Origin of the sequence: Streptomyces lincolnensis (assembly GCF_001685355.1) — a bacterium.
Taxonomy (GTDB): domain Bacteria; phylum Actinomycetota; class Actinomycetes; order Streptomycetales; family Streptomycetaceae; genus Streptomyces; species Streptomyces lincolnensis.
This window is the reverse complement of sequence record NZ_CP016438.1, coordinates 8695307-8719031: the sequence shown is the minus strand read 5'-3', so window position 1 is coordinate 8719031 and position 23725 is coordinate 8695307. Positions and strand designations below refer to the sequence as shown.

The following is a 23725-nucleotide window of genomic DNA, read 5'->3' as shown; positions in this document are numbered from 1 at the left end:
GGCGGATACATGACGGACGAGGCGCTGATCCGGCCGCTTCACGAGTTACTGCGGGCCCATGCCACGGCGGCACCCTCGCGGGTGGCCTTCGCCGACGACGTACGGCGGGTCACCTACGCCGAGTTGGAGCGGCGCACCGGACGGCTGGCCGCGTATCTGGCACGGACCGGTGTCCGGCGCGGCGACCGGGTGGCGATCTGTCTGGGCAACCGCGTGGAGACGGTGGAGAGCGTCCTCGCCGTCGTCCGGGCGGGAGCGGTCGGCGTCCCCCTCAACCCCCGGTCCTCCGAGGCCGAACTCGGCCACTTCCTCGATGACAGCGGCGCCACGGTCGTCGTCACCGACTCCGCGCACCTCCCCCTCCTGGGCGACCGCCCGGTGCGCGTCCTGCTCACCGGCGCCGGGCCGGTCCCCGCGGACGCACCCGACGCGACGGTCCTGTTCCGTGACGTGGCCGAGAGCGAGGCCACCGAGGCACCCCGGGACGACCTCGGTCTCGACGAGCCGGCCTGGATGCTCTACACCTCCGGCACCACCCACCGCCCCAAGGGGGTGCTGTCCACCCAGCGCGCCGCCCTGTGGTCGGTGGCCGCCTGCTACGCCCCGATCTTCGGGCTCTCGGCCGAGGACCGGCTGCTCTGGCCGCTCCCGCTCTTCCACAGTTTCGGGCACTCGCTGGCGATCCTGGGCGTCACCGCCGTGGGCGCGAGTGCCCGTATCACCGGCGAACTCCTGCCGCCCGAGGGCCTGTTGCGGGAGCTGTCCGCCGTGCACGACGAGGGCCCCTACACCGTGCTGGCCGGGGTGCCCGCCGTCTACCACCAGGTGCTGGCCTCGGCCGGGGACGGCCCGGTCCCCCCGGCCCTGCGGATCTGTCTGGTGGCAGGTGCGCCGAGCACGCCGGCCCTGCGCCGCGCGGTGGAGGAGGTGCTCGGGGCGCCGCTGCTGGACGCGTACGGCAGCACCGAGACCTGCGGAATGATCGCGGTGAACCGGCCGGACGGGCCGCGGGTCGAGGGTTCCTGCGGAACGCCGGTGCCGGGGATGGACGTACGGCTCGTCGATCCCGGTTCCAGCCAGGACGCGGCCGACGGGGAGGAGGGCGAGGTCTGGGTGCGGGGCCCGGGCCTCATGAGCGGGTACCACCAACAACCCGAGGCGAATCGGGCCGCGCTGCGGGACGGCTGGTACCGGACCGGGGACCTGGGCCGGCGCGTGGAGCACGGCCATCTCGTGCTCACCGGCCGGGTCGGCGAACTGATCATCCGCGGCGGGGAGAACATCCACCCCACGGAGGTGGAGGAGGCCCTGCTGCGCGCTCCCGGAGTGCGGGACGCGGTGGTGGTCGGCAGGCCGCACGACGTGCTCGGCGAGGTCCCCGTGGCCTACGTCGTCCCGGGACCGGACGGGATCGATCCGGAGCGGGTCCTGGCCGCGTGCCGGACCCGGCTGGCCGCGTACAAGCTGCCGGCGGAGATCCACGAGATCGCGGCCGTTCCGCGGACGGCGTCCGGCAAGATCGCCCGGCACGCGGTCGTCCCGGGACTCGCCCGGCCCGTGTCCGGTGCCCCTCCGGCGCCACCGGCCCCCACGGCGGCCGACGGGGCGCTGCGTCGGCGGCTGCTGTCCCTGCCGCCCGAGGGACGGGACCGCGCGCTGCGCGAGGCGGTGCTCGCCGAGACGGCCGCGGTCTGCGGCGCGGCGGGCCGACGGCTCGACGCCGACAGCCCGTTCACCGATCTCGGGCTGACCTCGGCGGGTGCCGTCACCCTGATCGAGCGGCTGGGCGGGGCGACCGGGCTGCGGCTGCCGTCGACGCTGGTGTTCGACCACCCGACCCCGGCCGCACTGGCCCGGTCCGTGCACTCCATGCTCTTCCCCACGGCGTCCGACGCTCCTTCCCGGTCCACCGCGGCGGCGGAGCCGGACGATCCGATCGTGATCGTCGCCATGGGCTGCCGCTATCCCGGTGACGTCGGCTCCCCCGAAGACCTGTGGCAGGTGGTGACCGAGGGCCGCGACACGATCTCGGACTTCCCCGCAGACCGGGGCTGGGATCTGGCCGGCCTGTACCACCCCGACCCGGACCGGCCCGGCACGTCGTACACCCGGCACGGCGGATTCCTGCACCGGGCCGGGGAGTTCGACGCCGGCCTGTTCGGGATCTCGCCGCGGGAGGCGCTGGCCACGGACCCGCAGCACCGGCTGCTCCTGGAGACCTCGTGGGAGGTCTGGGAGCGGGCGGGCATCGGCCGGGACAGCCTGCGGGACAGCGACACCGGCGTGTTCGTCGGCGTGATGCACAGCGACTACTCCGCCCTCTTCAACCGGCCCGACCTGGAGGCCCACCTCGGCCTGGGCAACGCGCGCAGCGTGGCCTCCGGCCGGATCTCGTACGTCTACGGCCTGCGCGGGCCCTCGATCACACTCGACACCGCGTGTTCCTCCTCGCTGGTGGCGCTGCACTGGGCGGTGCGGGCGCTGCGCTCGGGCGAGTGTTCCCTCGCGCTGGCCGGCGGGGTCACGGTGATGTCGACGCCGAAGCCGTTCACCGTGTTCAGCCGGCAGCGCGGTCTCGCGCCCGACGGCCGCTGCAAGTCGTTCTCGGCGTCGGCGGACGGCACCGCCTGGAGTGAGGGGGTGGGCCTGGTGCTGCTGGAGCGGCTCTCCGACGCCCGGCGCCACGGCCACCCGGTCCTGGCCGTGCTGCGTGGCTCCGCCGTCAACTCCGACGGCGCCTCCAACGGCCTGTCGGCACCCAACGGCCAGGCCCAACAGCGGCTGATCGCACAGGCGTTGGCCGACGCCGGACTGCGCGCCGACGACGTGGACGCGGTCGAGGCGCACGGCACGGGCACCCGGCTCGGCGATCCCGTCGAGGCCGGCGCCCTGCTCGCCGCGTACGGGCGGGACCGCGGCGCGAACCGGCCGCCGCTGTGGCTGGGCTCGGTCAAGTCCAACCTCGGGCACACCCAGGCGGCCGCCGGGGTCGCCGGCGTGATCAAGATGGTGCAGGCCCTCCGGCACGAGCACCTCCCCCGGTCCCTGCACGCGCAGAGCCCCACCCCGCACGTCGACTGGTCCACCGGTCGCGTGGAACTGCTGGCGCGGGCCCGCCCGTGGCCCGCGACGCGGGACAGGCGGCGCCGGGCCGGTGTGTCGGCCTTCGGTATCAGCGGGACGAACGCGCACGTGATCCTGGAGGAGGCACCGCCGCTCCACGACGGTCCGGCAGAGGTCCCGCAAACGGCTCGGCCGCGCACCGGGACGACCGCACCGAGTGCCCTCGCGGGCGCCCCCTGGCTGCTCTCCGGCGCCGACGAAGGCGCCCTGCGTGCCCAGGCCCGGCGGCTCGCCGCCCATCTGGCGGCCCGGCCCGGTCTGTCGGCGGCCGACGTGGGGCTCTCGCTGGCGGTGTCGCGGTCGGCGCTCGCCCACCGCGCGATGGTGCCGGTCGGCGACCCGGCGCGGATCCCGGAGGCACTGGAGGCACTGGCCGAGGGGCGGGAGGGTGTCGGTGTGGTGCGGGCGGTCGCGGAACCCGGTCTCCGCACCGCCTTCCTCTTCGCCGGCCAGGGCGCCCAACGCGCCCGTATGGGCGCCGGGTTGAGCACCGCGTTCCCCGCCTTCGCCGCCGCCTTCGACGAGGTCTGCCGGGAGCTGGACGGCCACCTGGAGCAGCCGCTCGGCCAGGTGCTGTCCGCCGCCGAGGGTTCCCCTCGGGCCGCCCTGCTCGACCGTACGGACTTCACCCAGGCCGGTCTGTTCGCCTTCGAGGTGGCCCTGTTCCGGCTGCTGGAGTCCTGGGGGGTGCGGCCCGACTTCCTGGCCGGCCACTCGGTGGGCGAACTGGCGGCGGCCCATGTCGCCGGAGTGCTGGATCTGGCCGACGCGGCGCAACTCGTCGCGGCCCGCGGCCGGTTGATGCACGCCCTTCCCGAGGGCGGGGCGATGGTGGCCCTGCACGCCACGGAGGAGGAGGCCGCCGCCGAACTCGCCGGAGCCGGCGACCGGGTGGCGATCGCCTCGGTCAACGGCCCCCGCTCCACGGTGATCTCGGGCGCCCGGGACGCGGTGCTGGCCGTGGCCGCACGGTTCGAGGCGCGGGGCCGCAGGACCGTCCGCCTGCGGGTCTCGCACGCCTTCCACTCACCGCTGGTGGAGCCCGCGCTCGACGACTTCCGCCGGGTGGCCGAAGGACTCGCGTTCCGGCCGCCGCGGATCCCTGTGGTGTCGACCGTGACGGGCCGCCCGGCCGACCCCGACGACCTGTGTTCCGCGGAGTACTGGGTACGGCACGCCCGCCGCCCGGTGCGGTTCGCCGACGCGGTGGGGTGGCTCGGCGAGCAGCGGGTGTCGGCGTTCCTGGAGATCGGCCCCGGCCCCGTGCTCACGGCGGCGGCCGAGGACTGCCTGACCCGCCCGGACGGCGGCGGGCCGGTGCTCGTCGCGGCCACGCGCGGCGGCGAGGAGGAGCCGCGGTCCCTCCTGTCCGCCGTGGCCCGGCTCCATGTGCACGGGGTCCACGTCGACTGGCCCGCCGTGTTCGCGGGCTCCGGGGCACGCCGGATCGACCTGCCGACGTACGCCTTCCAGCGCCGGCGCTACTGGCTGGACGCCCCGCCCCTGCCGACCACGGCGGCGGCGGACACCCCGCTGCTGGGTCCGGCCTTCGCCGTACCGGGCACCGACCGGACCGTGTTCACCGGTCTGCTCTCCCCCTCGGCCCATCCCTGGCTCGCCGATCACGTGGTCGGCGGGTCGGTCCTCGTCCCCGCGACGGCCCTCGTCGAGCTGGCCCTGCGGGCGGGCGAGGAGCTGGGCTGCGGCGCGCTCGACGAACTCGTGGTCCTCGCCCCGCTCACCGCGGCCTCGGCGGCGCGCGTCCAGGTCGTCGTGGGCGCCCCGGACGGGACCGGCCGACGTCCGGTCGACGTCCACGCCCGCTCCGACGACCCGGGCACCGGCCCGGATCCGGCCTGGACCCGGCACGCCACCGGCATGCTCGCCCCGGCCCCGGCCGAGCCTCCGCCCACGGAGCAGGACCTGACGGTGTGGCCACCGCAGGGCGCCACCGAGATCGACCTCTCCGACGCCTACGACACTCTCGCGGACGGCGGCCTCGCCTACGGGCCGGCCTTCCGGGGCGTACGGGCGGTTTGGCGGCGCGGTGACGACCTGTTCGCCGAAGTCCGCCTGCCGGAGGCGGAGTCGGCGGTCGGCGACCGGTTCGGCATCCATCCGGCCCTGCTGGACGCGGCACTGCACGCCCCGCTGCTGGCGGGCTCCGGGCACGAACTCGGCGCGGTCCGGGTGCCGTTCGCGTGGAGCGGGGTGCGGTTGTACGCGACGGGCGCGTCCCACGTGCGGGTGCGGGTCGCGCCGAGCGGGCCGGACACCGTGTCGGTGACGCTCGCCGACGGGGCGGGTCGTGCGGTGGCGCGTGTGGAGTCGCTGACGCTCCGTGAACTCCCCGACGGCGCGGGCGGATCGGCCGCGGACGTGGTGCGGCGGGCGCTGTTCCGCGAGGACTGGGTGGCGGTCGAGCTGTCCCGGGCGGACGCGGGTCCGTGGACGCTCGTCGGTCCGGACGAGCTGGATCTCCGCTCGATCCTTCCCGACGTGGTGGGCGCGGCCGGCTCGTCGCCGAAGGTCGTGGTCATCACCGCCGTCGCCCCGGTCCAGGAGCACGGTCCTCCGGCGGCCGTCCATCAGGTGACCGCCCGGGTGCTCCGCGCACTTCAGGACTGGCAGGACGATCCACGCACAGCCGGCGCACGTCTGCTGGTGGTCACCCGGGACGCCACAGCGGACACCCCCGACCTGGCGGGGGCCGCGGTGTGGGGGCTGGTGCGGGCGGCCCAGGCGGAGACGCCAGGGCGGATCCTGCTGGCCGACACGGACGGGCGGCCGGAGTCCCTGCGGGCCCTCCCGGCCGCGGTGGCGACCGGTGAGCCACAACTATCCGTACGAGCCGGGACGTTGACGGCTCCACGTCTGACCGGGGCGGCCGCGGCGCCGTCCGGGGACGTTCCCGCCTTCGACCCGGACGGCACGGTACTGATCACGGGCGGTACCGGTGCGCTGGGCTCGGCGACCGCGCGCCATCTCGTCACGTCGTACGGCGTACGCCATCTACTGCTCGCCGGGCGCCAGGGGCCGTCGGCGCCGGACGCCGCGGAACTGCGGGGCGCGCTGGAGGAGTTGGGCGCCGAGGTGCGGGTCGTGGCCTGTGACGTGACGGACCGGGCCGCGCTGACGGAGCTGGTCAAGGGCTGTGCGCCCGATCTGACCGCCGTGGTGCACTGCGCCGGGGTACTCGACGACGGCGTGCTCGCCGCGCTCACTCCCGAGCGTCTGGCCGCGGTGCTGCGCCCCAAGGCGGACGCGGCCTGGTGGCTGCACGAGCTGACCCGGGACCTGGACCTGTCGGCGTTCGTGCTGTTCTCCTCGGTGTCCGGGCTGCTGGGCCGCGCCGGGCAGGGCAACTACGCGGCGGCCAACGCCTTCCTGGACGCCCTGGCCCGCCACCGCGCCGGGCTGGGGCTGCCCGCCCTCTCGCTGGCCTGGGGACCGTGGGAGACCGAGCGCGGGATGACCGCCGGGGCGTTGCAAGGGCGCGGCGAGGTGCTGCGCGCGCTGTCCGTGGAGCAGGGCCTGGCGTTGTTCGACGCGGCGCTGGGCGCGGGCGAGCCCGTGCTGGCGCCGGTCCTGGTGGACCGGGCCGGACTCCGCTCCGCCGAGGGCTCGCGGGAGGCCGTGCCGCCGCTCCTGCGAGGACTCGTCGGGTCGCGTGGCCCCGTCGCTCCGGCCTCGCGTCCCGAGGAGAGCTCCGAGGCCGAGCAGCCGTGGCAGCCCGGGGCCTGGCGGACCGTGCTGGCCGGGCTGCCGGAGTCCGAACGGGAGGAGGCGCTGGCCGAGTTGATGCGCGGCGACGTGGCCGCCGTGCTGGGGCACCCGGACGCCGACGCGCTGCCGGAGGGCAGGTCCTTCGCCGAGCTGGGTTTCGACTCGCTGATGGCGGTCCAGGTCCGCAACCGGCTGAGCATGGCCCTGCGGCTCCGGCTGCCGGCCGCCGTGATCTTCGAGCATGCGACGGCCGGAGATCTGGCCCGCCATGTCCTCGGGCTCCTCGACGACCTGCCCGCCGGACCACCGGCCGAGGAGATCGGGCCGTCGACCGAGGAGACCGGCAGCCCAGGGGACGACATCCGGCCCGCACAGTCGCTGGCCGCCCTCTACCGGCGCGTCTGCGAGGCCGGTCAGGTCGTCGCGGCGATGCACATGCTGGTCACGGCGTCCTGGGCGGTGCCGACCTTCGGCCCCGGGGAGACCCGGCGGCACGCGCTCGCGCCGCTGCGGCGCGCCGAGGGTTCCGGCAAGGGGCCGGTGTTCGTGTTCTTCACCGGGTACCACCCGCCGTTCGGTGCGCCGGGTGGTGAGTACGCCGATTTCCACCGCTGTTTCGACGGCGAGTGGGACGTCCTCGAACTCCCGCACCCCGGGATCGGTGCGGGCCCCGCCGTCCCGGCCGACCCCGGGACGCTCGCCCGGGTCCACGCCGAGACGGTCCTCCGGCATGTCGGCGACCGCCCCTTCGTGGTCATGGGCGCCTCCACCGGCGGCGCCGTCGCCCACGCCGTGACCCGCCGGCTGGAGACCGAGGGGCGGGCTCCCGTCGGGCAGGTGCTCCTCGACACGTATCTCATCGACGACCGCACCAACGACAAGGACTGGCTGCTGTCCCTGCCCGCGGTCATCGCGCCGCGTCTGGGCGGCGGCCGGTTCACCGGGGACGAGGACTCCGGCGTGGCGGCGCTCGGCGCCTACACCCGGATGTTCCTCGACTGGGATCCGGAACCGGTCGCCACCCCCACCCTGCTGGTGCGGGCCACCCGGCCCACTCCCGAGATGGCGGCGGGCGCGGGCCCGGACGAGTGGCGGACCTCCTGGCCGCTGGCGCACGAGAGCGTCGACGTCCCCGGCGACCACTTCTCGTTCCTGCGGGAGCACGCCCGGGACACGGCGGCGGCCGTCCGCACCTGGATCAGCGCGCTGCCGACGATCGACATTCCGGCGACAGTGGAGGGAAAGCGATGACGTCCCCGAACCGACCGGCGCAGACGACGGAGGAGTTCGACGTCGTGGTCGTGGGCGGCGGCCCGGCCGGCTCGACCGTCGCGTCGGCCGTCGCCCTGAAGGGCCACCGGGTGCTCCTGCTGGAACAGCAGACGTTCCCCCGCTACCAGATAGGCGAGTCGCTGCTGCCCTCGACCGTGCACGGTGTGTGCCGCATCCTGGGTGTCGAGGAGGAGGTCGCCCGGGCGGGCTTCAAGCCGAAGCGCGGCGGCACCTTCCGGTGGGGCCGGAACCGGGATCCGTGGCAGTTCTCCTTCGCGCTCTCCCCCCGGCTGGCCGATCCGACCTCGTACGCCTACCAGGTCGAGCGGTCCCGGTTCGACCAGATCCTGCTGGACAACGCCCGCCGGCTCGGCGTGGACGTCCGGGAGGGCTGCCGCGTCAAGGACGTCCTGGCCGACGAGGAACGGGTCCGGGGTGTCGAGTGGACCGGCGCCGACGGCGCGTCGCGTCAGGCGCGGGCGCGTTACGTCGTGGACGCCTCCGGCAACGGCAGCAGGATCCATGGCGAGGTCGGCGGGAAGCGGACGTACTCCGACTTCTTCCGCAACATCGCGGTGTTCGGCTACTTCGCCGGTGGCGCACGGCTCCCCGCACCGAACGACGGCAACATCTTCTGTGCCGCCTTCGAGGAGGGCTGGCTCTGGTACATCCCGCTCCGCGACGACCTCACCAGCGTGGGCGCGGTGGTCAGCCGGGAGAACGCCGCCGACATCCAACGTGATCCGGAGGCGGCCTGGCGGCGCCTGATCGACGCCTGCCCCGAGGTCCGGGACCTCCTGACCGGGGTGCCCCGGGCCACCGAGACGCCGTACGACCAGGTCAGGGTGCGCAAGGACTGGTCGTACTGGAAGTCCCGGCTGTGGCGGCCCGGCATGGTCCTGGTCGGCGACGCCGCCTGCTTCGTCGACCCGGTCCTGTCCTCCGGCGTCCACCTCGCCACGTACGGCGCCCTGCTCGCGGCCCGCTCCCTCAACAGCGGTCTCGCCGGAGCGGTGGACGAGGCGCGCCTGTTCGAGGAGTTCGAGACCCGCTACCGGCACGAGTACGGCCTGTTCCACGAGTTCCTGGTCTCCTTCTACGACATGCACCAGGACGAGCGGTCGTACTTCTGGAAGGCGCGCAAGGTCACCCGGCTGGGCACCACGGAACTGGAGTCGTTCGTCGAGCTGGTCGGCGGTCTGGCCTCCGGCGACTCGTCCCTCGGTGGCGACGGACAGGCGGGGGCACGCGTGGCGGAGGCCGCCTCCGACTTCGACCGGGCCGTGGGCCGGCTCCCGGACTCCGACGGCCTGCGCAATCCGCTCTACGAGTCCACCACCTTCCGCGAGGTGTTCCGGGAGGGCACGGTCCTCCAGGAACGGGGGCTCCTCGGCGGTCCGTTGGAGGACGAGACCCCCGTGCGTCCCGGGGGTCTCGTGGCCTCGGAGGACGGCCTCACCTGGGTGGCCGGGTGACCCGGGACCCCGCCGCTCCCGATCGGAGAGACTGACCGCATGCATCTCGTCTTCGCCGGACCGGTGATCGAATGGCGCGGTCCCGCGCCGTACTACTTCGTCGTCGTGCCGGACGAGGAGTCGTCCGACATCCGCGAGGTGGCCGCGATGGCCACCTACGGCTGGGGTGTCGTCCCGGTCACCGCCCGGATCGGCAAAACCTCCTTCGAGACCTCGCTCTTCCCCAGGAACGGCGCCTATCTGCTACCGCTCAAGAACGCCGTACGCACCCCCCACGGCCTCGCGGCGGGCGACGACGTGACCGTGGAGATGACCGTCCTCCTCGGTACGTAGCCGTCCGCCGCGGTCCCGCCGGGCACTACTTCACTACTTCACACCAGGTCGGCCTGCTCGGAGGTGTCGTCGAGGAAGCCGCCGGACTGGTGCTGCCACAGCTTGGCGTAGGCGCCGTCCGAGGCGAGCAGTTCCTGGTGCGTGCCCTGCTCGACGATCCGGCCGCGGTCGAGGACGACGAGCCGGTCCATGCCCGCGACCGTGCTCAGCCGGTGCGCCACCACGAGCGCGGTCCGCCGCTCCATGAGCCGCCACAGCGCCTCCTGGACGAGGAGCTCGCTCTCGGAGTCCAGTGCGCTGGTCGCCTCGTCGAGCAGCAGGATCGGCGCGTCCCGCAGGATCGCCCGGGCGAGCGCGACCCGCTGGCGCTGGCCGCCGGACAGCTTGATGCCCCGCTCGCCCACCATGGTGTCGAAGCCGTCGGGCAACGCGTCGGCGAACTCCGTGACATGGGCGGCCTCGGCGGCACGGCGGATCTCGGCCTCGGTGGCGTCCGGCCGGGCGAAGGCGATGTTCTCGCGCAGGGTGCGGTGGAACATCGCCGGGTCCTGCGGCACGTACGCGATCAGACTGCGCAGGTCCGCCTGGCGCAGCCTGCTGATGTCCTGGCCCCCGATCAGGATCCGGCCGCCGTCGATGTCCGTCATCCGCAGCAGCAGCCGGGAGAGCGTGGTCTTGCCTCCCCCGGACCGGCCGACGAGACCCACCTTCGCCCCGCTGGGCACGGTCAGGTCGAGGTCGTCGAAGAGCCGGTCCGCGCCCGCGTGCGCGAACGTCACCCCGTCGAAGCGGACGTCGGCGGCCCGCGGCGCCAGCGGCTCCGGCGTCACCGGGTCGAGCACGGTGGGCGGGGTCAGCAGCAGTTCGGTGAACTGCGCGGACTCCGTCATCGCGCTCTCCAGCCGACGGTAGATCTGGTTGAACTCGAACATGATCCGCGTCGCGTTGGTGTAGTACGTGAAGGCGACCACCACCGCCTCCACGCCCTGCCCGCCCCCGCCGAGCGTGACCGCGAGCAGCAGGCCCAGCACGTTGGTCAGCACGGACAGCGGCGCGACCAGGGTGTCGATGCGCAGATTGCCGTAGTCCCACGACCTGAGCGAGAGGCGTCGGGACTCCGCGACCCGGCTGCGGTGCTCGGCGGCCTCGCGGTCCTCGGCGGCGAAGGCCCGGACCGTGTCCATGTTCATCAGGCTGTCGGCGACATGACCCGACACCCGGGCGATCGCCTCCTCGCGCCGGCGGACGAGCCGCTGGCGGCGACGGATGAGAGGCGCCACGCACAGCGCCGTCACGGCGATCATCACCAGAAGCCCGACCACGAGCAGCGGCTCGTAGCGCCACAGGACCACCGCGCCGAACAGCAGCGGCACGAAGTTGGCCACGACGTTGAAGGTCATCGTGTCGACGAACTGCTCGAAGCGGGAGGCGAAGCTCAGGACCCGCTTGGTCAGCGAGCCGGCGAAGTTGTCGTGGAAGAACGCGGCGTCCTTGGCGAACAGTTCGTCCATGCCGATGACGTACAGGTTCTCGATTCCTCGGGCGTCGAGGCGGTTCAGACAGTGCAGGCCGACCCGCCACAGTGCCTCCGCGAGCAGCATCACGCCGGCGAAGGCGACGAGGTAGGGCAGGGCCGCGCCGACGGTGGTGTCGGTGTCGCCCGCGATGTGGCCGACGAGCTTCGCGACGACCAGGGGTGCGATGTAGTAGAGACCGATGTTTCCCAGCGCGGGCAGCAGCATCCCGGGCAGCGTCAGCCACCGGAGCCGGGCGAGTTCCCGTCCGTAATAGCGAAGCGCGAGGATCACGGGGCCTTTGCCCGGCGGAACCTCGCGCGCGATAGGCGCGTCCATCCCCATCCTGTGGTCTCGTACGGCACTCACACACGCAGAGTGTCGATTCCGTCACTCTGCGGGTACGAGCGGATCAGGAACGGAGTGTCCCGCGACGGCGTGGGCGGCGTCCATGCATTTTTCTCAGCCATGCGCAAGGGGTCGGACCCGAGATGTCGACAGAGGGCGAGCCGACGAGCACTGTCACAAGGAGAGCCGCTGCCCTGTCTCTTCCGGTACAGGCACCAGGAGAACCCGAAAGGAATTCCGACATGAAGATCGTAGTGATCGGTGGCACCGGGCTCATCGGCTCGAAGGTGGTCGCCAGGCTCGGCGAGCACGGCCACGAGGCGGTCGCGGCCGCGCCCGGCACCGGCGTCGACACGCTGACGGGCGAGGGGCTGGCCGACGTCCTCAAGGGCGCGTCGGTCGTGGTCGACGTGTCCAACTCCCCCTCGTTCGAGGACGAGGCCGTCATGGAGTTCTTCCGCACCTCCACGGCCAACCTGCTGGAGGCGGAGGCGGAAGCCGGCGTACGGCATCACGTGGCGCTGTCCGTGGTCGGCACCGCTCGTCTCCAGGGCAGCGGCTACTTCCGCGCCAAGCTGGCCCAGGAAGAGCTGATCAAGGCGTCCGGCATGCCCTGGACCATCGTGCACGCGACCCAGTTCTTCGAGTTCGCGAAGGGCCTCGCCGACGGGGTCACCGAGGGCGACACCGTCCGCCTTCCCGCCGGCAGGATCCAGCCCATCGTCTCCGACGACGTGGCCGCGGCGGTCGGCCGCGCCTCGGTCGGTTCGCCGGTGGGCGGCGTGGTGGAGGTCGCGGGTCCCGAGGCGTTCGAGCTGGAGGAGTTCATCCGCATGGGGCTCGCCGCCAAGAACGACCCCCGCAAGATCGTCACGGACCCGAACGCGACCTACTGGGGCGCCGAGTTGCAGGAGACCACGCTCCTGCCGGGGCCGGGCGCGCAGATCGCCGGGACCAGGTTCGGCGACTGGCTCGCGCAGCAGAAGTAGCGCCCGTTTGTCGGGTGGCCCTCGCCTCCACGGGAGGGCCACCCCCGCGCTTCGGGCGGACGATCCGCTTCGGTCCGGTGACCATGCGAAAAGGGCCCCCACAGGCTCTCGCCCGCGAAGACCCTTCGCACCGTCGGGACGACAGGATTTGAACCTGCGACCCCTTGACCCCCAGTCAAGTGCGCTACCAAGCTGCGCCACGTCCCGGTGCGTTTCCCACGGTGAACCGCGGGACCGCGCGAACAGCACTTTACCCCACGTCGGAGGCCCTGCCGAAGACGGGCCCGGGGCACCTGCGCCCGAGGGACCGGGACGCGGGACAATCGACTCATGGCCAGGACCAGGACATCGTCAGGACGGCAGGTGGACGCACGGGACCGCGACGAGGAGGGCCGGGCACGCAATGCCCGGCCCCGGGACGGACTCGGGCGGCCGCTCCCCTACGGCACGGAGGGCGTCGCCCGGCAGCCCGAGGGCGTGGTGCGCGCCCCGCGCGAGAGCGTGGCCGAGGCACAGGAGCTGCTGGACGCGGGGAAACCGTTCCACGCCCACGAGGTCTTCGAGGACGCCTGGAAGTCCGGCCCCGAGGAGGAACGCGAGCTGTGGCGCGGCCTCGCCCAGCTCGCCGTCGGCCTCACCCACGCCGCCCGGGGCAACGTCACCGGCGGCGCCCGGCTGCTGCGGCGCGGCGCCGGGGCGGTGACGCAGTGGGCGGCGGCGACCGGGCAGCGGCGGCCGCACGAGCTGGACCTCGCGGCAGTGGCCGCGTGGGCCCGGGAGCTGGCCGAGGACGTGGAGCGGGCCGGGGGCGGCATCGACGCGGGGGCGCGGGCGCCGCGGTTGCGGGGACCGGGGGCGGGGTGAGCCTGCGGGGACCCGGGGCGGGGTGAGCCGCGGGCCGGGTGAGCCGGAGGCCGGGTGAGCCGGAGGCCGGGTGAGCCGGGGACGGCGTCCGGCCTCGGTGTTCGGGTTGTCAGTGGCGTGGGGCAGACTCGGGGCGTGCGAACAATTCATGTCATCGGTATCGGTGCGGGCGACCCCGAGCAGCTGACCCTCCAGGCGGTCGGGGCGCTGCGCGGCACGGACGTGTTCTTCGTCCTCGACAAGGGCGAGGTGAAGAGCGACCTGACGCGGCTTCGCCGGGACATGCTGGAGACGCACATACCGGAGGGTTCGTACCGGGTCGTCGAGGCGCGTGACCCGGAGCGCGACCGCAAGGCGGGCGGCACCGCCTACTCCCCCGCCGTCGGCGACTGGCGCAGCGCCCGCGCCGACATCTACGCGCGGCTGATCACCGAGGAGCTGGGCGAGGACGAGACCGGCGCGTTCCTGGTCTGGGGGGATCCCGCGCTGTACGACAGCACGATCGGGATCCTGGAGGAGATCCTGGAGCGGGGCACGGTGGCCTTCGAGTACACCGTCGTGCCGGGCATCAGCAGTGTCTCGGCGCTCGTCGCCCGGCACCGCACCGGACTGAACCGGGTGGCGCGGCCCGTGCAGATCACCACGGGCCGGCGGCTCGCCGAGGGCCTGCCCGAGGGGGTGGACGACGTGGTGGTGATGCTGGACGCCCATCAGACCTTCCGGCAGTACGCCGACCAGGACATCGACATCTACTGGGGCGCCTACATAGGCACGCCCGACGAGATCCTCGCCTCCGGCCCGATCGCCGAGACCGCTCCCCGCATCGAGCGGCTGCGTGCCGAGGCGCGGGATCGCAAGGGCTGGATCATGGACACGTATCTGCTGCGCCGGAACCCGGGACAGCGGTAGGGACACGCCACCCGAGCGGACCGTTCCCACATGCGGGTGCGGCCCACCGGCGTGATCGTGACCTCGTGACCGTCGCCGAGGAAACCGCGTCTTCCGCCGCCGCACAGCCTCCCGTACTGGACAGGCGTCGCCGCAACGTCGTCTTCGTGACGATCATGCTGGGAGTGCTGCTCGCGGCCCTCGACCAGACGATCGTGGGCACGGCACTGCCGACGATCGTGTCGGATCTCGGCGGTGCCGAGCACATGTCGTGGGTGGTGACGTCGTATCTCCTCGCGGAGACGGTGTCGACCGTCCTGGTCGGCAGGTTCGGCGACATGTTCGGCCGCAAGGTGGTCTTCCAGGTCTCGGCGATCGTGTTCATCACAGGGTCGTTCCTGTGCGGTCTCGCCGGCAACATGACCCTGCTGATCGTCTGGCGAGCGATGCAGGGTGTCGGTGCCGGCGGTCTGATGGTGACGGCGATGGCGCTGATCGCCGACGTCGTCCCGCTCAGGGAGCGCGGCAAGTACCAGGGCGCGATCGGCGCCGTGTTCGGGGTGGCGACGGTCATCGGGCCGCTGCTCGGCGGTCTGTTCACCGACCATCTGTCGTGGCGCTGGGCGTTCTACGTCAACGTCCCGATCGCGATCCTCGTCGTGGTCGCGGCGGCCCGGACGATCCCGGTGGTCAAGTCGGCGGCCCGGCCGGTCGTCGACTACCTGGGCATCGCGTTCGTCGCGGTCGGCGCCAGTGCGCTGATCCTGGCGACGAGTTGGGGCGGGAACGAGTACGCGTGGAGGTCGGGCGTCATCATCGGCCTGTTCGTGGGCGGTGCGCTCGCGCTCGGTCTGTTCTGCTGGACGGAGACCCGGGCGGCCGAACCGATGCTGCCCATGCGGCTGTTCGCCAACCCGGTGTTCACGGTCTGCTCGATCCTCAGCTTCATCGTCGGGTTCGCGATGCTCGGCGCGATGACGTATCTGCCGAGCTATCTCCAGTACGTCGACGGCGACTCGGCCACGGTCTCCGGCGTGCGCACGCTGCCGCTGGTGATCGGGCTGCTCATCGCGTCGGTGTTCAGCGGCAACGTGGTCAGCAAGACCGGGCAGTACCGGTTCTTCCCGATCGTCGGCGCGCTGGTGATGGGCGTCGGGCTGTATCTGATGTCGCTGATGGGGCCGTCGACGGGCGCGTGGCTGGAGTCGCTGTACATGTTCGTGCTCGGCACCGGTATCGGGCTGTGCATGCAGGTGCTGACGATCGCCGTGCAGAACACCGTCGAGTACACCGACCTCGGCACCGCGACCTCCGGTGTCACCTTCTTCCGTACGCTGGGCAGTTCCTTCGGCACCGCCGTCTTCGGCACGATCTACACCAACTCCCTGACGCCCAACCTCAGGGACGGGATCGCCTCCGCCGCCCAGGTGGGGTCCGCGGACCCGGCCACCGTCACCAGGGCGGCGACCAGTCCGGAGGGGCTACACAAGCTGCCGCCCGATGTCTCCGCCCCGATCATCGGGGCCTACGCCGACACCATCCAGACGGTGTTCCTGTGGACCGTGCCGGTGGCGGCCGTCGGGTTCGTGGTCGCCCTGTTCCTCAAGCAGGTCCAGCTGCGCGACAGTGCGCGGGCGGGCTCGACCGACATGGGCGAAGGGTTCGCGTCACCGTCCGGCGCGGACTCGCAGCGGGTGCTGGAAGCGACCGTGGGGAAGATCATCGGCGGCACGGACCTGGACACCGCGCGCCGGATCATGAGCGACTCCGAGACCCGGCTCGACGTCGCCGGCGCCTGGGCCGTGATGCAGGTCGAACTGTTCACCCGGCTCGTCGGCCACGCCAGCCTCGGCCTCATCGCCGCCCGCCGTCACATGCCCCCGGAGGTCCTCCTCCCCGTCTTCGACCGCATGGTCGACGAGGGCTACCTCACCCGCGACGGCTCCCTCCTCTCCCACACCGCCGCCGGGACCCGCGAGGCCCGCGTCATCACCGAGGCCTGGAGCACCTGGCTCGAAAGCCGCGTCCAGCAGGACATCGGCCGCCCGACGGGAACGGACCTGCGCGCCGCGGTGGACACCATCGCCAAGCGACTGCTGGTGGAGGACCTGAGCCACGGCCTGCCCCGGCGAACGACGGAACTCGCGACGAGCAGCAGTCCGCGCTGAGGCCGGGGGCAGCGCGGCGGGGCGGTGGGGCGGCGGGCGCCGCACTCCGGACCGGCCCCGGGTCTCCGTCACAGCGGATCCAGCGCGAGCCACTCCCGGACGGACGCCACGTCGGGGACGGCGGTGACGCCCGGGGGCAGCGCGGGGCGTCGTACGACCACGACCGGGAGCGCGAGGTGGCGGGCGGCTGTGAGTTTGGCCGCTGTGGCGGTTCCGCCGCTGTCCTTGGTGACGAGGACGTCGATGCAGTGGGCGCCCAGGAGGGCCGCTTCGTCGGCGACGGTGAACGGGCCGCGGGCCAGGAGCACTTCGGTGTGCGGGGGCATCGGAGGGTCGGGCAACTCCACGGACCGGACCACGAAGTGAAGGTCCGTCAGGTGGGCGAAGGCGGCGAGTCCGAGGCGGCCGGTGGTCAGCAGGACCCGGCGGCCGAGTGTCGGGAGCAGGGCCGCCGCCTCGGCCAGGGAGGCGACCGGGTGCCAGCGGTCGCCCGGCTCGGGGCGCCAGCCGGGGCGGCGCAGCACGACCGACGGCACCCCGGTCGCCGCCGCGGCCCGTGCCGCGTTGGCGGTGATCGACTCGGCGAAGGGATGCGTGGCGTCGACGAGGGCGTCCACGCGCTGGTCGCGCAGCCAGTCGGCCAGCCCGTCCGCCCCGCCGAATCCGCCGATGCGTACGTCTCCGGTGACCGTCCCCGGCCGGGACACGCGGCCCGCGAGGGAGGTGGTGACGCGGAGGCCGGAGCGTGCCGTGAGCAGGGCGGCGAGTTCGCGTGCCTCGGCGGTGCCGCCGAGGATCAGCACGTGGGGGGTCGAGCGGGGCATGGGGTGAGCGTACGAGCCGCGGGCGCCGGACGGCACGCCGGGTTCGGTCCGCGGACGGCGCCTGCGGGGTGCCCGGCCGCTATCGTCCGGGCATGGAGTCCGTGCGTGCTGTCCTGATCGACATCGACGGGGTGCTCACCGTCTCGTGGGAGCCGTTGCCCGGGGCGGTCGAGGCGCTGCGGGAGATCCGTGCGGCCGGGCTGGCGGTGGTGCTGGTCACCAACACGACGTCCCGGACGCGGGCGTCGATCGCGGCGACGCTGGAGGACGCCGGGTTCCCCGTGACGGCTCAAGACATCCTGACCGCGCCCGCCGCCACCGCCGCGTATCTCGCCGAGCACTGGCCGGGCGCCCGGTGTGCCGTGCTGAACAGCGGGGACGTCCGGGAGGATCTCGGCGAGGTCCGGCTGCTGGATCCGCGGGACACGCGGACGGCCGCGGACGTCGTGGTCGTCGGCGGGGCCGGACCCGAGTTCGACTACGCGGCGCTGGACGGGGCCTTCGGCCATCTCCAGCGCGGGGCCCGGCTGGTGGCGATGCACCGCAACCTGTATTGGCGTACCGCCGAGGGGCTGCGGCTCGACTCCGGTGCCTTCCTGGCCGGCCTGGAGCAGGCCGCGCGGGTGGAGGCCGAGGTCACCGGCAAGCCGTCGCCGGCGTTCTTCGAGGCGGCGCTGGCACGGGTGGGGGCCGGCGCGGACGAGGCGGTGATGGTGGGGGACGACATCGAGTCCGACGTCCTCGCGGCACAGCGGGCCGGGGTCACCGGGGTGCTGGTGAGGACGGGCAAGTACCTGCCCGAGACCCATCACGCGGCGAGCGGCACGCCCGACCACGTGATCGATTCCTTCGCGGATCTTCCGGCGCTGCTGGGCCTGTCCCGATAAACCGCCCGGGCCGGGACCGCGCCTACCGCAGGAGCAGTTGCAGGCCGCCGATGATCGTCGCCGCGATCACCAGTTGCTCGAAGAGTTTCTGGTTGATCCGGTTCACGGCCCATTTGCCGAGGAGCGCGCCGGGCACGACGAACGCCACGAGGGCGGCGTCGAGGAGCAGGGAGCGGCCGTCGATCAGGCCGAGGCCGACGCTGAAGGGCACCTTGGAGACGTTGACGATCAGGAAGAAGAAGGCGGAGGTGCCCAGGAAGCCGAGTTTGCGGAAGCCCGCGGAGAGGAGATACATCGACATCACCGGGCCGCCCGCGTTGGCGACCATGGTGGTGAAGCCGCCGAGGACGCCGTAGGAGCGGGCCTTGACGCGGCCCGCCCGGGTGACGACCGAGTCCGGCTCCTCCTCCGCCTCGGCCGTGCGACGGCGCCACACCGTCACTCCGGCCATCAGCAGCAGGATGGCCCCGATGGACGTCCGTACGATCTCGTCGTCCGCCCACACCAGGAACAGCGTCCCGGCGAGCACGCCCACCGCGACCGCCGGGAACAGCCGCCACAACGTGGGCCAGTGCGCGTGCCGCCGGTAGGTGAGCACGGCGAGCACGTCCCCGGCGATCAGCACCGGCAGTAGGACGCCGGTGGAGGCGCGGGCGGGCAGGACGGCGGCGAAGATCGCCAGGCTCACCGTGTTGGCCCCGCTCACGGCGGTCTTCGAGAAGCCGACGAGCAGGGCGGCGAGGGCGAGGGCGGCGAACTCCCAGCCGGTGATGTGCCACAGGGTCATCGTGTTCATGCGAACACCGATGCTATGTGCAAGTAACCTGTGGGGTAAGTGCCGTCTCGCCTCTTGGGCCTGTACCGCCTGCTCAAACCTCTTCGGACGAGGCTCCATAGAGGCCGGCCATCGCGGCGGCACGGTCGCGCAGGCGGCTGCGCAACGACTCCGGGGTCAGGGCCTCCGCGTCCGTGCCGAGCTGCCACATGGCCCATTCCGCGTGGCGCAGATCCTGGAACGTCGCCTCCAGCCGCAGCCAGCCGTCCGCGTCGGGTTCCGCCGCGCGGACGGCCACCGCGGAGTTCAACAGGTCCTCCCGCCGCTCCGGTCTCACCCGTACCTGTACGGCGATATGGCCGCCGGCCAGGAACCGCGCGCAGCGTTCTCGCCAGGCCCGGTCCAGATCGACCCGGTCCGGTCGCTGTGCCGGTTCGGGGAGTTCCTCGGCGGCCTGCACCCGCGACAGCCGGTAGGTGCGGTCCGCACCGGATCTCGTGGCCAGCAGGTAGCCCCGGTCGCGCACCGTGACCAGGCCGATCGGGTCCACCGTGCGCCACTGCGGTGTCTGGCCCGTGGCCTCGTAGTGGAGGCGCAGCCGGTGTCCGGCGAGCACCGCGCGCCGGATCACGATCATCGTCGTGTCGGGCACCTCCTCGGTGACCGGCCGGCGGGAGAGCAGATCGGTCTCCGGCTCGACGAGGAGTCGCCGGGCCGCGTCGCTCGCCGTGTCCCGATGGCCCTCGGGCAGCGCGTCGACCACCTTGCGCATGGCCGAGGCAAGCGCCGAGCCGAGGCCGAACGCCTGCTCGCCGCGCCCCGATCCGGCGGTCAGCAGGGCGAGGGCCTCCTCGTGGTTCAGCCCGGTGAGCTCGGTGCGGAAGCCGGGCAGCAACGCGAACCCGCCGTGCCGGCCGCGTTCGGCGTAGACCGGAACGCCCGCCGCGGACAGCGCCTCGATGTCGCGCAGCACGGTACGGGTGGACACCTCCAGCTCACGGGCCAGCGTGTCCGCGGTCAGCCGACCCCGCTGACGCAGCAGCAGCACGAGCGAGACCAGCCGATCGGCGCGCATGCGAAAACCCTATGCGAATACATGACGAAGGGTGTCGTGATTTGTTGGCAGGCTCCCGCTCACTGACAGCGAGATGTGAACGGAGCTGATGTGGCAGTGGAACGAACGGCGGTCAACCCGGTGGCGTGGTCGACGGAGTTGGGGTTCAACCAGGGGGAGGTCGTCTCCGGGCACACCCGCACCCTGTACTGCTCCGGGCAGACCGCGACGGACGGCGACGGCAAGCCCCGGCACGACGGTGACATGGCCGCTCAGTTGGCGCTGAGCCTCGACAATCTGGAGGCCGTGCTCGGCGGGGCCGGCATGTCCCTCGCGAACCTCGTCCGGCTCAACGTCTACACCACCGACGTCGATCTGCTGTTCCCGCACTACGGCGTGCTGGCGTCGCGGTTGGGAGCCGCCGGGGTGGCACCGGCCACCACGATGCTCGGGGTGACACGACTGGCGATCCCCGGCCAGTTGGTCGAGCTGGAGGGGACCGCCGTCGCGTGAGCGACCCCGCGGGGCCGTCGGGCGCAGTGACCCCGTAGCCCAGTGACCTAGTGGCGCTCCACCAGCAGCGCGCTCCCCTGCCCCACGCCCACGCACATCGTCGCCAGCCCTCGTTGCGCCCCCGTCCGTCGCATGCGGTGGAGGAGGGTCGTCAGGATGCGGGCGCCCGAGCAGCCGAGAGGGTGCCCGAGGGCGATGGCGCCGCCGGTGGGGTTGACCAGGCCGGGGTCGATGCCCAACTGGTCCACGCAGGCCAGGGCCTGGGCGGCGAAGGCCTCGTTGAACTCGGCCTCCTGGAGGTCGGCGACGGCCCAGTCGACGCGGGCCAGGGCCTTGCGGGTGGCCGGGACCGGCCCGATGCCCATCACGTCGGGGTGGACACCGGCCGAGGCTCCGGCGACATAGCGCCCCAGTGATTCGAGGCCGAGGTCGTTCAGGGCGTCCTCGGAGACGAGGAGCAGTCCGGCGGCACCGTCGTTCATGGGTGAGGCATTGCCCGCGGTGACGGTGCCGCCCTCGCGGAAGACCGGCTTGAGACGGGCCAGTTTCTCGGCGGAAGTGTCCTCGCGGATGCACTCGTCGGCGTCGACGACGATCCCGTCGGGCCGCTCCACCGGCAGGATCTCGTCGTCGAAGTGGCCGTCCTTGCGGGCCCGGGCGGCGAGTTGGTGGCTGCGCAGCGCGAACGCGTCCTGGCGTTCGCGGGTCACGCCGTACCGTGCGGCGACCTCCTCCGCGGTCTCGCCCATGGCGAGCAGGCCGTGGAGTTCCTTCATCGCCGGGTTGACCAGGCGCCAGCCGAGCCGGGTGTCGTAGGTCTCCATCCGGTGCGGGAGTGTCTCGTCGGGGCGGGGCAGGACGAAGGGGGCGCGGCTCATCGACTCGGAGCCGCCGGCGAGCACGATGTCGGCCTCGCCCGCGGCGACGGTCCGGGCCGCGAGGGTGACGGCCTCCAGTCCCGAGGCGCACAGGCGGTTGACGGTGGCGCCGGGCACCGACTCGGGCAGGCCCGCGAGCAGCGCGGCCATCCGGGCCACGTTGCGGTTGTCCTCGCCGGCCTGGTTGGCGGCGCCCCAGTAGACGTCGTCGATGCGAGCGGGGTCGAGCGTGGGCACGTCGGCGACGAGGCCGCGGATCACGGTCGCCGCGAGGTCGTCGGGGCGTACGGCGGACAGCGCGCCGCGCAGTCTGCCGATGGGGGTGCGGCGGGCGGCCGCGAAGTGGACGGGACGCACGGCGGAACTCCTCGCTTCGGCATCACTTTAATTAGCACCGCTAGTTTCCGACTGTAGCGCAGTCCGGGAGGGGCCGAGGGCTCGGCCGAGCCCTCATGAGCACCGTGTTTGCACCGATTCGCCCGGGGCACCCGCGCCCCGTGCACGATGACGCCGGCAGAAGGAGCACCGCATGACTGTCGTGAAGAGCACGATTCCCGAATCTGCCCGTCAGGTCACAGGGGACGCACTGCAGAGCACTCTGGTCGATCTTCTCGGGCTGTCGCTGATCGGGAAGCAGGCCCACTGGAACCTGGTGGGGCCGCGCTTCCGGTCGATCCATCTCCAACTCGACGAGGTCGTGACGGCCGCGCGCGAGTTCTCCGACACGGTCGCGGAGCGGTCCGCCGCGCTCGGCCTGCCGCCCGACGGCCGGCCGGAGACCATCGCGTCGGCGTTCACCCTGCCCGGCCCGAAGGAGGGCTGGGTCCGCGACACCGAGGTCGTCGGGGTGATGGTCGAGTCGCTGGAGGCCGCCATCGGACGGCTGCGCGAGCGCATCACGGCGACCGACGAGGCCGATCCGGTCACCCAGGACCTCCTGATCACCATCACCGCGGAGCTGGAGAAGCAGCGCTGGATGTTCGACGCGGAGAACTGGCCCAAGGACAGCTGACACAGGGCTCCGCACACGCAAACACGTACGTACGGAAGGGGCACCGATGACCGACGCCCTCGAACTCGACGCGCTGTGGCAGGACTTCCACCGCGTGGTGAACATGACCTCGCAGGAGCTGGCCGCCTGGCTGCGGGTGAGCGACGCCGAGGAGTCCACGGAACCGCTGCCGGAACACGCGGGTGAGCCGACGGGACAGCACGTCCTGGCGATCCTCCAGAAGCGGCGCACGGACCTGACCGACGACGACATCGAAGTGATGTACGAGGTCGTGGACACCGTCACCGCCGACGCCGACGTGGAGAACGAGCCCACGGCCGAGGAAACCCACCGCCGCCACCGGCTGATGACCATCGGACACGATCCGCTGAAGCCGTGAGGAAGCCGCGAGGAAGCCATGAGCGACCAGCGGCGCGTCGTGCGCGCACTCGTCGGCGCCCACGGGCGGACGTACGCCGAGGAGGCGGGCATCCGACTCAAGGACACCCCACAGCCCCTGTACCGGCTGCTCGTGCTGTCCCTCCTGCTCAGCGCCCGGATCCGCGGTTCGATCGCCGTCGGGACCGCCCGCGAGCTGCACAGGTCGGGCCTGCGCGATCCGCGCCGGATGGCCGATGCCGACCGGCAGGAGCGCGTGGACGCGCTGGGCCGGGGCGGCTACCGACGCTACGACGAGCGCACGGCCACCCAACTCGGCGACGGAGCGAAGCTGTTGACCGAGCGGTGGGGCGGGGACCTGCGGCGGCTGCGCGCGGAGGCGGACGGCGGGATACCCGAACTCCGGCGCCTGCTCCAGGAGTTCCCGGGCATCGGGCCCTCCGGCGCCGACATCTTCCTGCGTGAGGTCCAGAGCGTGTGGCCGGAAGTGGCGCCCTACCTGGACCGCAGGACGCTGTCGGGCGCGGAGCGGCTCGGCCTGCCGAAGGACCCCGACCGGCTGCTCTCCCTCGCCGGGGAAGCCGGGGACGCCGAGGACGTTCAACCGGCGTCCCTGGCCGCCGCGTTGGTCCGCGCGGCGATCGACGAGGAGGTGGCCGAAGACAGTCTCCGTCGCGCCGGGTGACCGTGGCAGACTGCTCGCA

17 protein-coding genes and 1 tRNA gene are annotated in these 23725 nt (G+C 72.9%); 12 read left to right on the top strand and 6 right to left on the bottom strand.

Annotation, left to right across the window (positions count from 1 at the left end; all coding sequences use genetic code 11):
* Positions 1-9: 9 nt before the first annotated feature.
* The 3 genes from SLINC_RS38460 to SLINC_RS38450 are packed head-to-tail and all read left to right on the top strand — an operon-like array spanning position 10 to position 9929.
* On the top strand, positions 10-8100 hold the full coding sequence (locus SLINC_RS38460) for a type I polyketide synthase (RefSeq protein ID WP_067443048.1): 8091 nt from the start codon (positions 10-12) through the stop codon (positions 8098-8100).
* Positions 8097-9596, top strand: a complete 1500-nt coding sequence (locus tag SLINC_RS38455; protein WP_067443047.1) for a tryptophan 7-halogenase — start codon at positions 8097-8099, stop codon at positions 9594-9596. The genes SLINC_RS38460 and SLINC_RS38455 overlap by 4 nt, the downstream gene beginning before the upstream one ends.
* Before the next feature lie 39 nt (positions 9597-9635).
* Entirely contained in the window at positions 9636-9929 is a 294-nt protein-coding gene (locus tag SLINC_RS38450; RefSeq protein WP_067443046.1) for a DUF1905 domain-containing protein, read from the top strand.
* A 38-nt stretch (positions 9930-9967) separates the two neighbouring features.
* Here the strand turns inward: SLINC_RS38450 and SLINC_RS38445 are convergent, their stop codons facing one another.
* Entirely contained in the window at positions 9968-11782 is a 1815-nt protein-coding gene (locus tag SLINC_RS38445) for an ABC transporter ATP-binding protein (RefSeq protein ID WP_067443045.1), read from the bottom strand.
* A 251-nt stretch (positions 11783-12033) separates the two neighbouring features.
* Between SLINC_RS38445 and SLINC_RS38440 the strand changes: the two genes are divergently transcribed.
* A complete protein-coding gene (locus tag SLINC_RS38440) occupies positions 12034-12780 on the top strand; it encodes an SDR family oxidoreductase (RefSeq protein ID WP_067443044.1) in 747 nt (248 codons plus the stop codon).
* Between the two features lie 133 nt (positions 12781-12913).
* Here the strand turns inward: SLINC_RS38440 and SLINC_RS38435 are convergent.
* Positions 12914-12987: transfer RNA gene (locus SLINC_RS38435), tRNA-Pro, on the bottom strand.
* Positions 12988-13110: 123 nt separating this feature from the next.
* On the opposite strand from SLINC_RS38435, the gene SLINC_RS38430 reads away from it, so the two are divergent.
* From SLINC_RS38430 to SLINC_RS38420, 3 genes are all read left to right on the top strand, one after another.
* Positions 13111-13644 (top strand): DUF309 domain-containing protein, encoded by a 534-nt coding sequence (locus SLINC_RS38430; RefSeq protein WP_067443043.1) that lies wholly within the window; start codon positions 13111-13113, stop codon positions 13642-13644.
* A 135-nt stretch (positions 13645-13779) separates the two neighbouring features.
* A complete protein-coding gene (gene cobF, locus SLINC_RS38425; RefSeq protein WP_067443042.1) occupies positions 13780-14553 on the top strand; it encodes a precorrin-6A synthase (deacetylating) in 774 nt (257 codons plus the stop codon).
* Between the two features lie 65 nt (positions 14554-14618).
* Complete coding sequence (locus SLINC_RS38420; protein WP_067443041.1) at positions 14619-16700, top strand: MDR family MFS transporter; 2082 nt, start codon at positions 14619-14621, stop codon at positions 16698-16700.
* Positions 16701-16768: 68 nt separating this feature from the next.
* Here SLINC_RS38420 and SLINC_RS38415 read toward each other — a convergent pair whose 3' ends face one another.
* Complete coding sequence (locus tag SLINC_RS38415; protein WP_067446163.1) at positions 16769-17524, bottom strand: cobalt-precorrin-6A reductase; 756 nt, start codon at positions 17522-17524, stop codon at positions 16769-16771.
* A gap of 92 nt (positions 17525-17616) precedes the next feature.
* Between SLINC_RS38415 and SLINC_RS38410 the strand changes: the two genes are divergently transcribed.
* Complete coding sequence (locus SLINC_RS38410; protein WP_067443040.1) at positions 17617-18411, top strand: HAD-IIA family hydrolase; 795 nt, start codon at positions 17617-17619, stop codon at positions 18409-18411.
* A 22-nt stretch (positions 18412-18433) separates the two neighbouring features.
* Here the strand turns inward: SLINC_RS38410 and SLINC_RS38405 are convergent, their stop codons facing one another.
* Complete coding sequence (locus tag SLINC_RS38405) at positions 18434-19207, bottom strand: sulfite exporter TauE/SafE family protein (protein WP_067443039.1); 774 nt, start codon at positions 19205-19207, stop codon at positions 18434-18436.
* 73 nt (positions 19208-19280) lie between these two features.
* Positions 19281-20261, bottom strand: coding sequence for a helix-turn-helix transcriptional regulator (locus tag SLINC_RS38400; protein WP_067443038.1), 981 nt, complete (start codon positions 20259-20261; stop codon positions 19281-19283).
* Positions 20262-20357: 96 nt separating this feature from the next.
* Between SLINC_RS38400 and SLINC_RS38395 the strand changes: the two genes are divergently transcribed.
* Entirely contained in the window at positions 20358-20753 is a 396-nt protein-coding gene (locus SLINC_RS38395; RefSeq protein ID WP_067443037.1) for a RidA family protein, read from the top strand.
* Positions 20754-20800: 47 nt separating this feature from the next.
* On the opposite strand, the gene SLINC_RS38390 is transcribed toward SLINC_RS38395, so the two are convergent.
* Positions 20801-21988: a thiolase family protein gene (locus tag SLINC_RS38390; protein ID WP_067443036.1), complete on the bottom strand. Its 1188-nt coding sequence runs from the start codon at positions 21986-21988 to the stop codon at positions 20801-20803.
* Positions 21989-22160: 172 nt separating this feature from the next.
* Here SLINC_RS38390 and SLINC_RS38385 point away from each other — a divergent pair, with 172 nt between their 5' ends.
* The 3 genes from SLINC_RS38385 to SLINC_RS38375 are packed head-to-tail and all read left to right on the top strand — an operon-like array spanning position 22161 to position 23706.
* Complete coding sequence (locus SLINC_RS38385; protein WP_067443035.1) at positions 22161-22643, top strand: Dps family protein; 483 nt, start codon at positions 22161-22163, stop codon at positions 22641-22643.
* A 46-nt stretch (positions 22644-22689) separates the two neighbouring features.
* Positions 22690-23022 (top strand): DUF3140 domain-containing protein, encoded by a 333-nt coding sequence (locus tag SLINC_RS38380; protein ID WP_067443034.1) that lies wholly within the window; start codon positions 22690-22692, stop codon positions 23020-23022.
* A gap of 18 nt (positions 23023-23040) precedes the next feature.
* Positions 23041-23706 (top strand): HhH-GDP family DNA glycosylase, encoded by a 666-nt coding sequence (locus SLINC_RS38375; protein WP_067443033.1) that lies wholly within the window; start codon positions 23041-23043, stop codon positions 23704-23706.
* Positions 23707-23725 lie beyond the last annotated feature (19 nt).

Coding starts and splice junctions, on each gene's coding strand:
- SLINC_RS38410 (WP_067443040.1), top strand. CDS start 17,617: ATGGAGTCCGTGCGTGCTGTCCTGATCGACATCGACGGGGTGCTCACC.
- SLINC_RS38415 (WP_067446163.1), bottom strand. CDS start 17,524: ATGCCCCGCTCGACCCCCCACGTGCTGATCCTCGGCGGCACCGCCGAG.
- SLINC_RS38440 (WP_067443044.1), top strand. CDS start 12,034: ATGAAGATCGTAGTGATCGGTGGCACCGGGCTCATCGGCTCGAAGGTG.
- SLINC_RS38460 (WP_067443048.1), top strand. CDS start 10: ATGACGGACGAGGCGCTGATCCGGCCGCTTCACGAGTTACTGCGGGCC.
- SLINC_RS38455 (WP_067443047.1), top strand. CDS start 8,097: ATGACGTCCCCGAACCGACCGGCGCAGACGACGGAGGAGTTCGACGTC.
- SLINC_RS38430 (WP_067443043.1), top strand. CDS start 13,111: ATGGCCAGGACCAGGACATCGTCAGGACGGCAGGTGGACGCACGGGAC.
- SLINC_RS38405 (WP_067443039.1), bottom strand. CDS start 19,207: ATGAACACGATGACCCTGTGGCACATCACCGGCTGGGAGTTCGCCGCC.
- SLINC_RS38385 (WP_067443035.1), top strand. CDS start 22,161: ATGACTGTCGTGAAGAGCACGATTCCCGAATCTGCCCGTCAGGTCACA.
- SLINC_RS38450 (WP_067443046.1), top strand. CDS start 9,636: ATGCATCTCGTCTTCGCCGGACCGGTGATCGAATGGCGCGGTCCCGCG.
- SLINC_RS38445 (WP_067443045.1), bottom strand. CDS start 11,782: ATGGACGCGCCTATCGCGCGCGAGGTTCCGCCGGGCAAAGGCCCCGTG.
- SLINC_RS38375 (WP_067443033.1), top strand. CDS start 23,041: ATGAGCGACCAGCGGCGCGTCGTGCGCGCACTCGTCGGCGCCCACGGG.
- SLINC_RS38400 (WP_067443038.1), bottom strand. CDS start 20,261: ATGCGCGCCGATCGGCTGGTCTCGCTCGTGCTGCTGCTGCGTCAGCGG.
- SLINC_RS38380 (WP_067443034.1), top strand. CDS start 22,690: ATGACCGACGCCCTCGAACTCGACGCGCTGTGGCAGGACTTCCACCGC.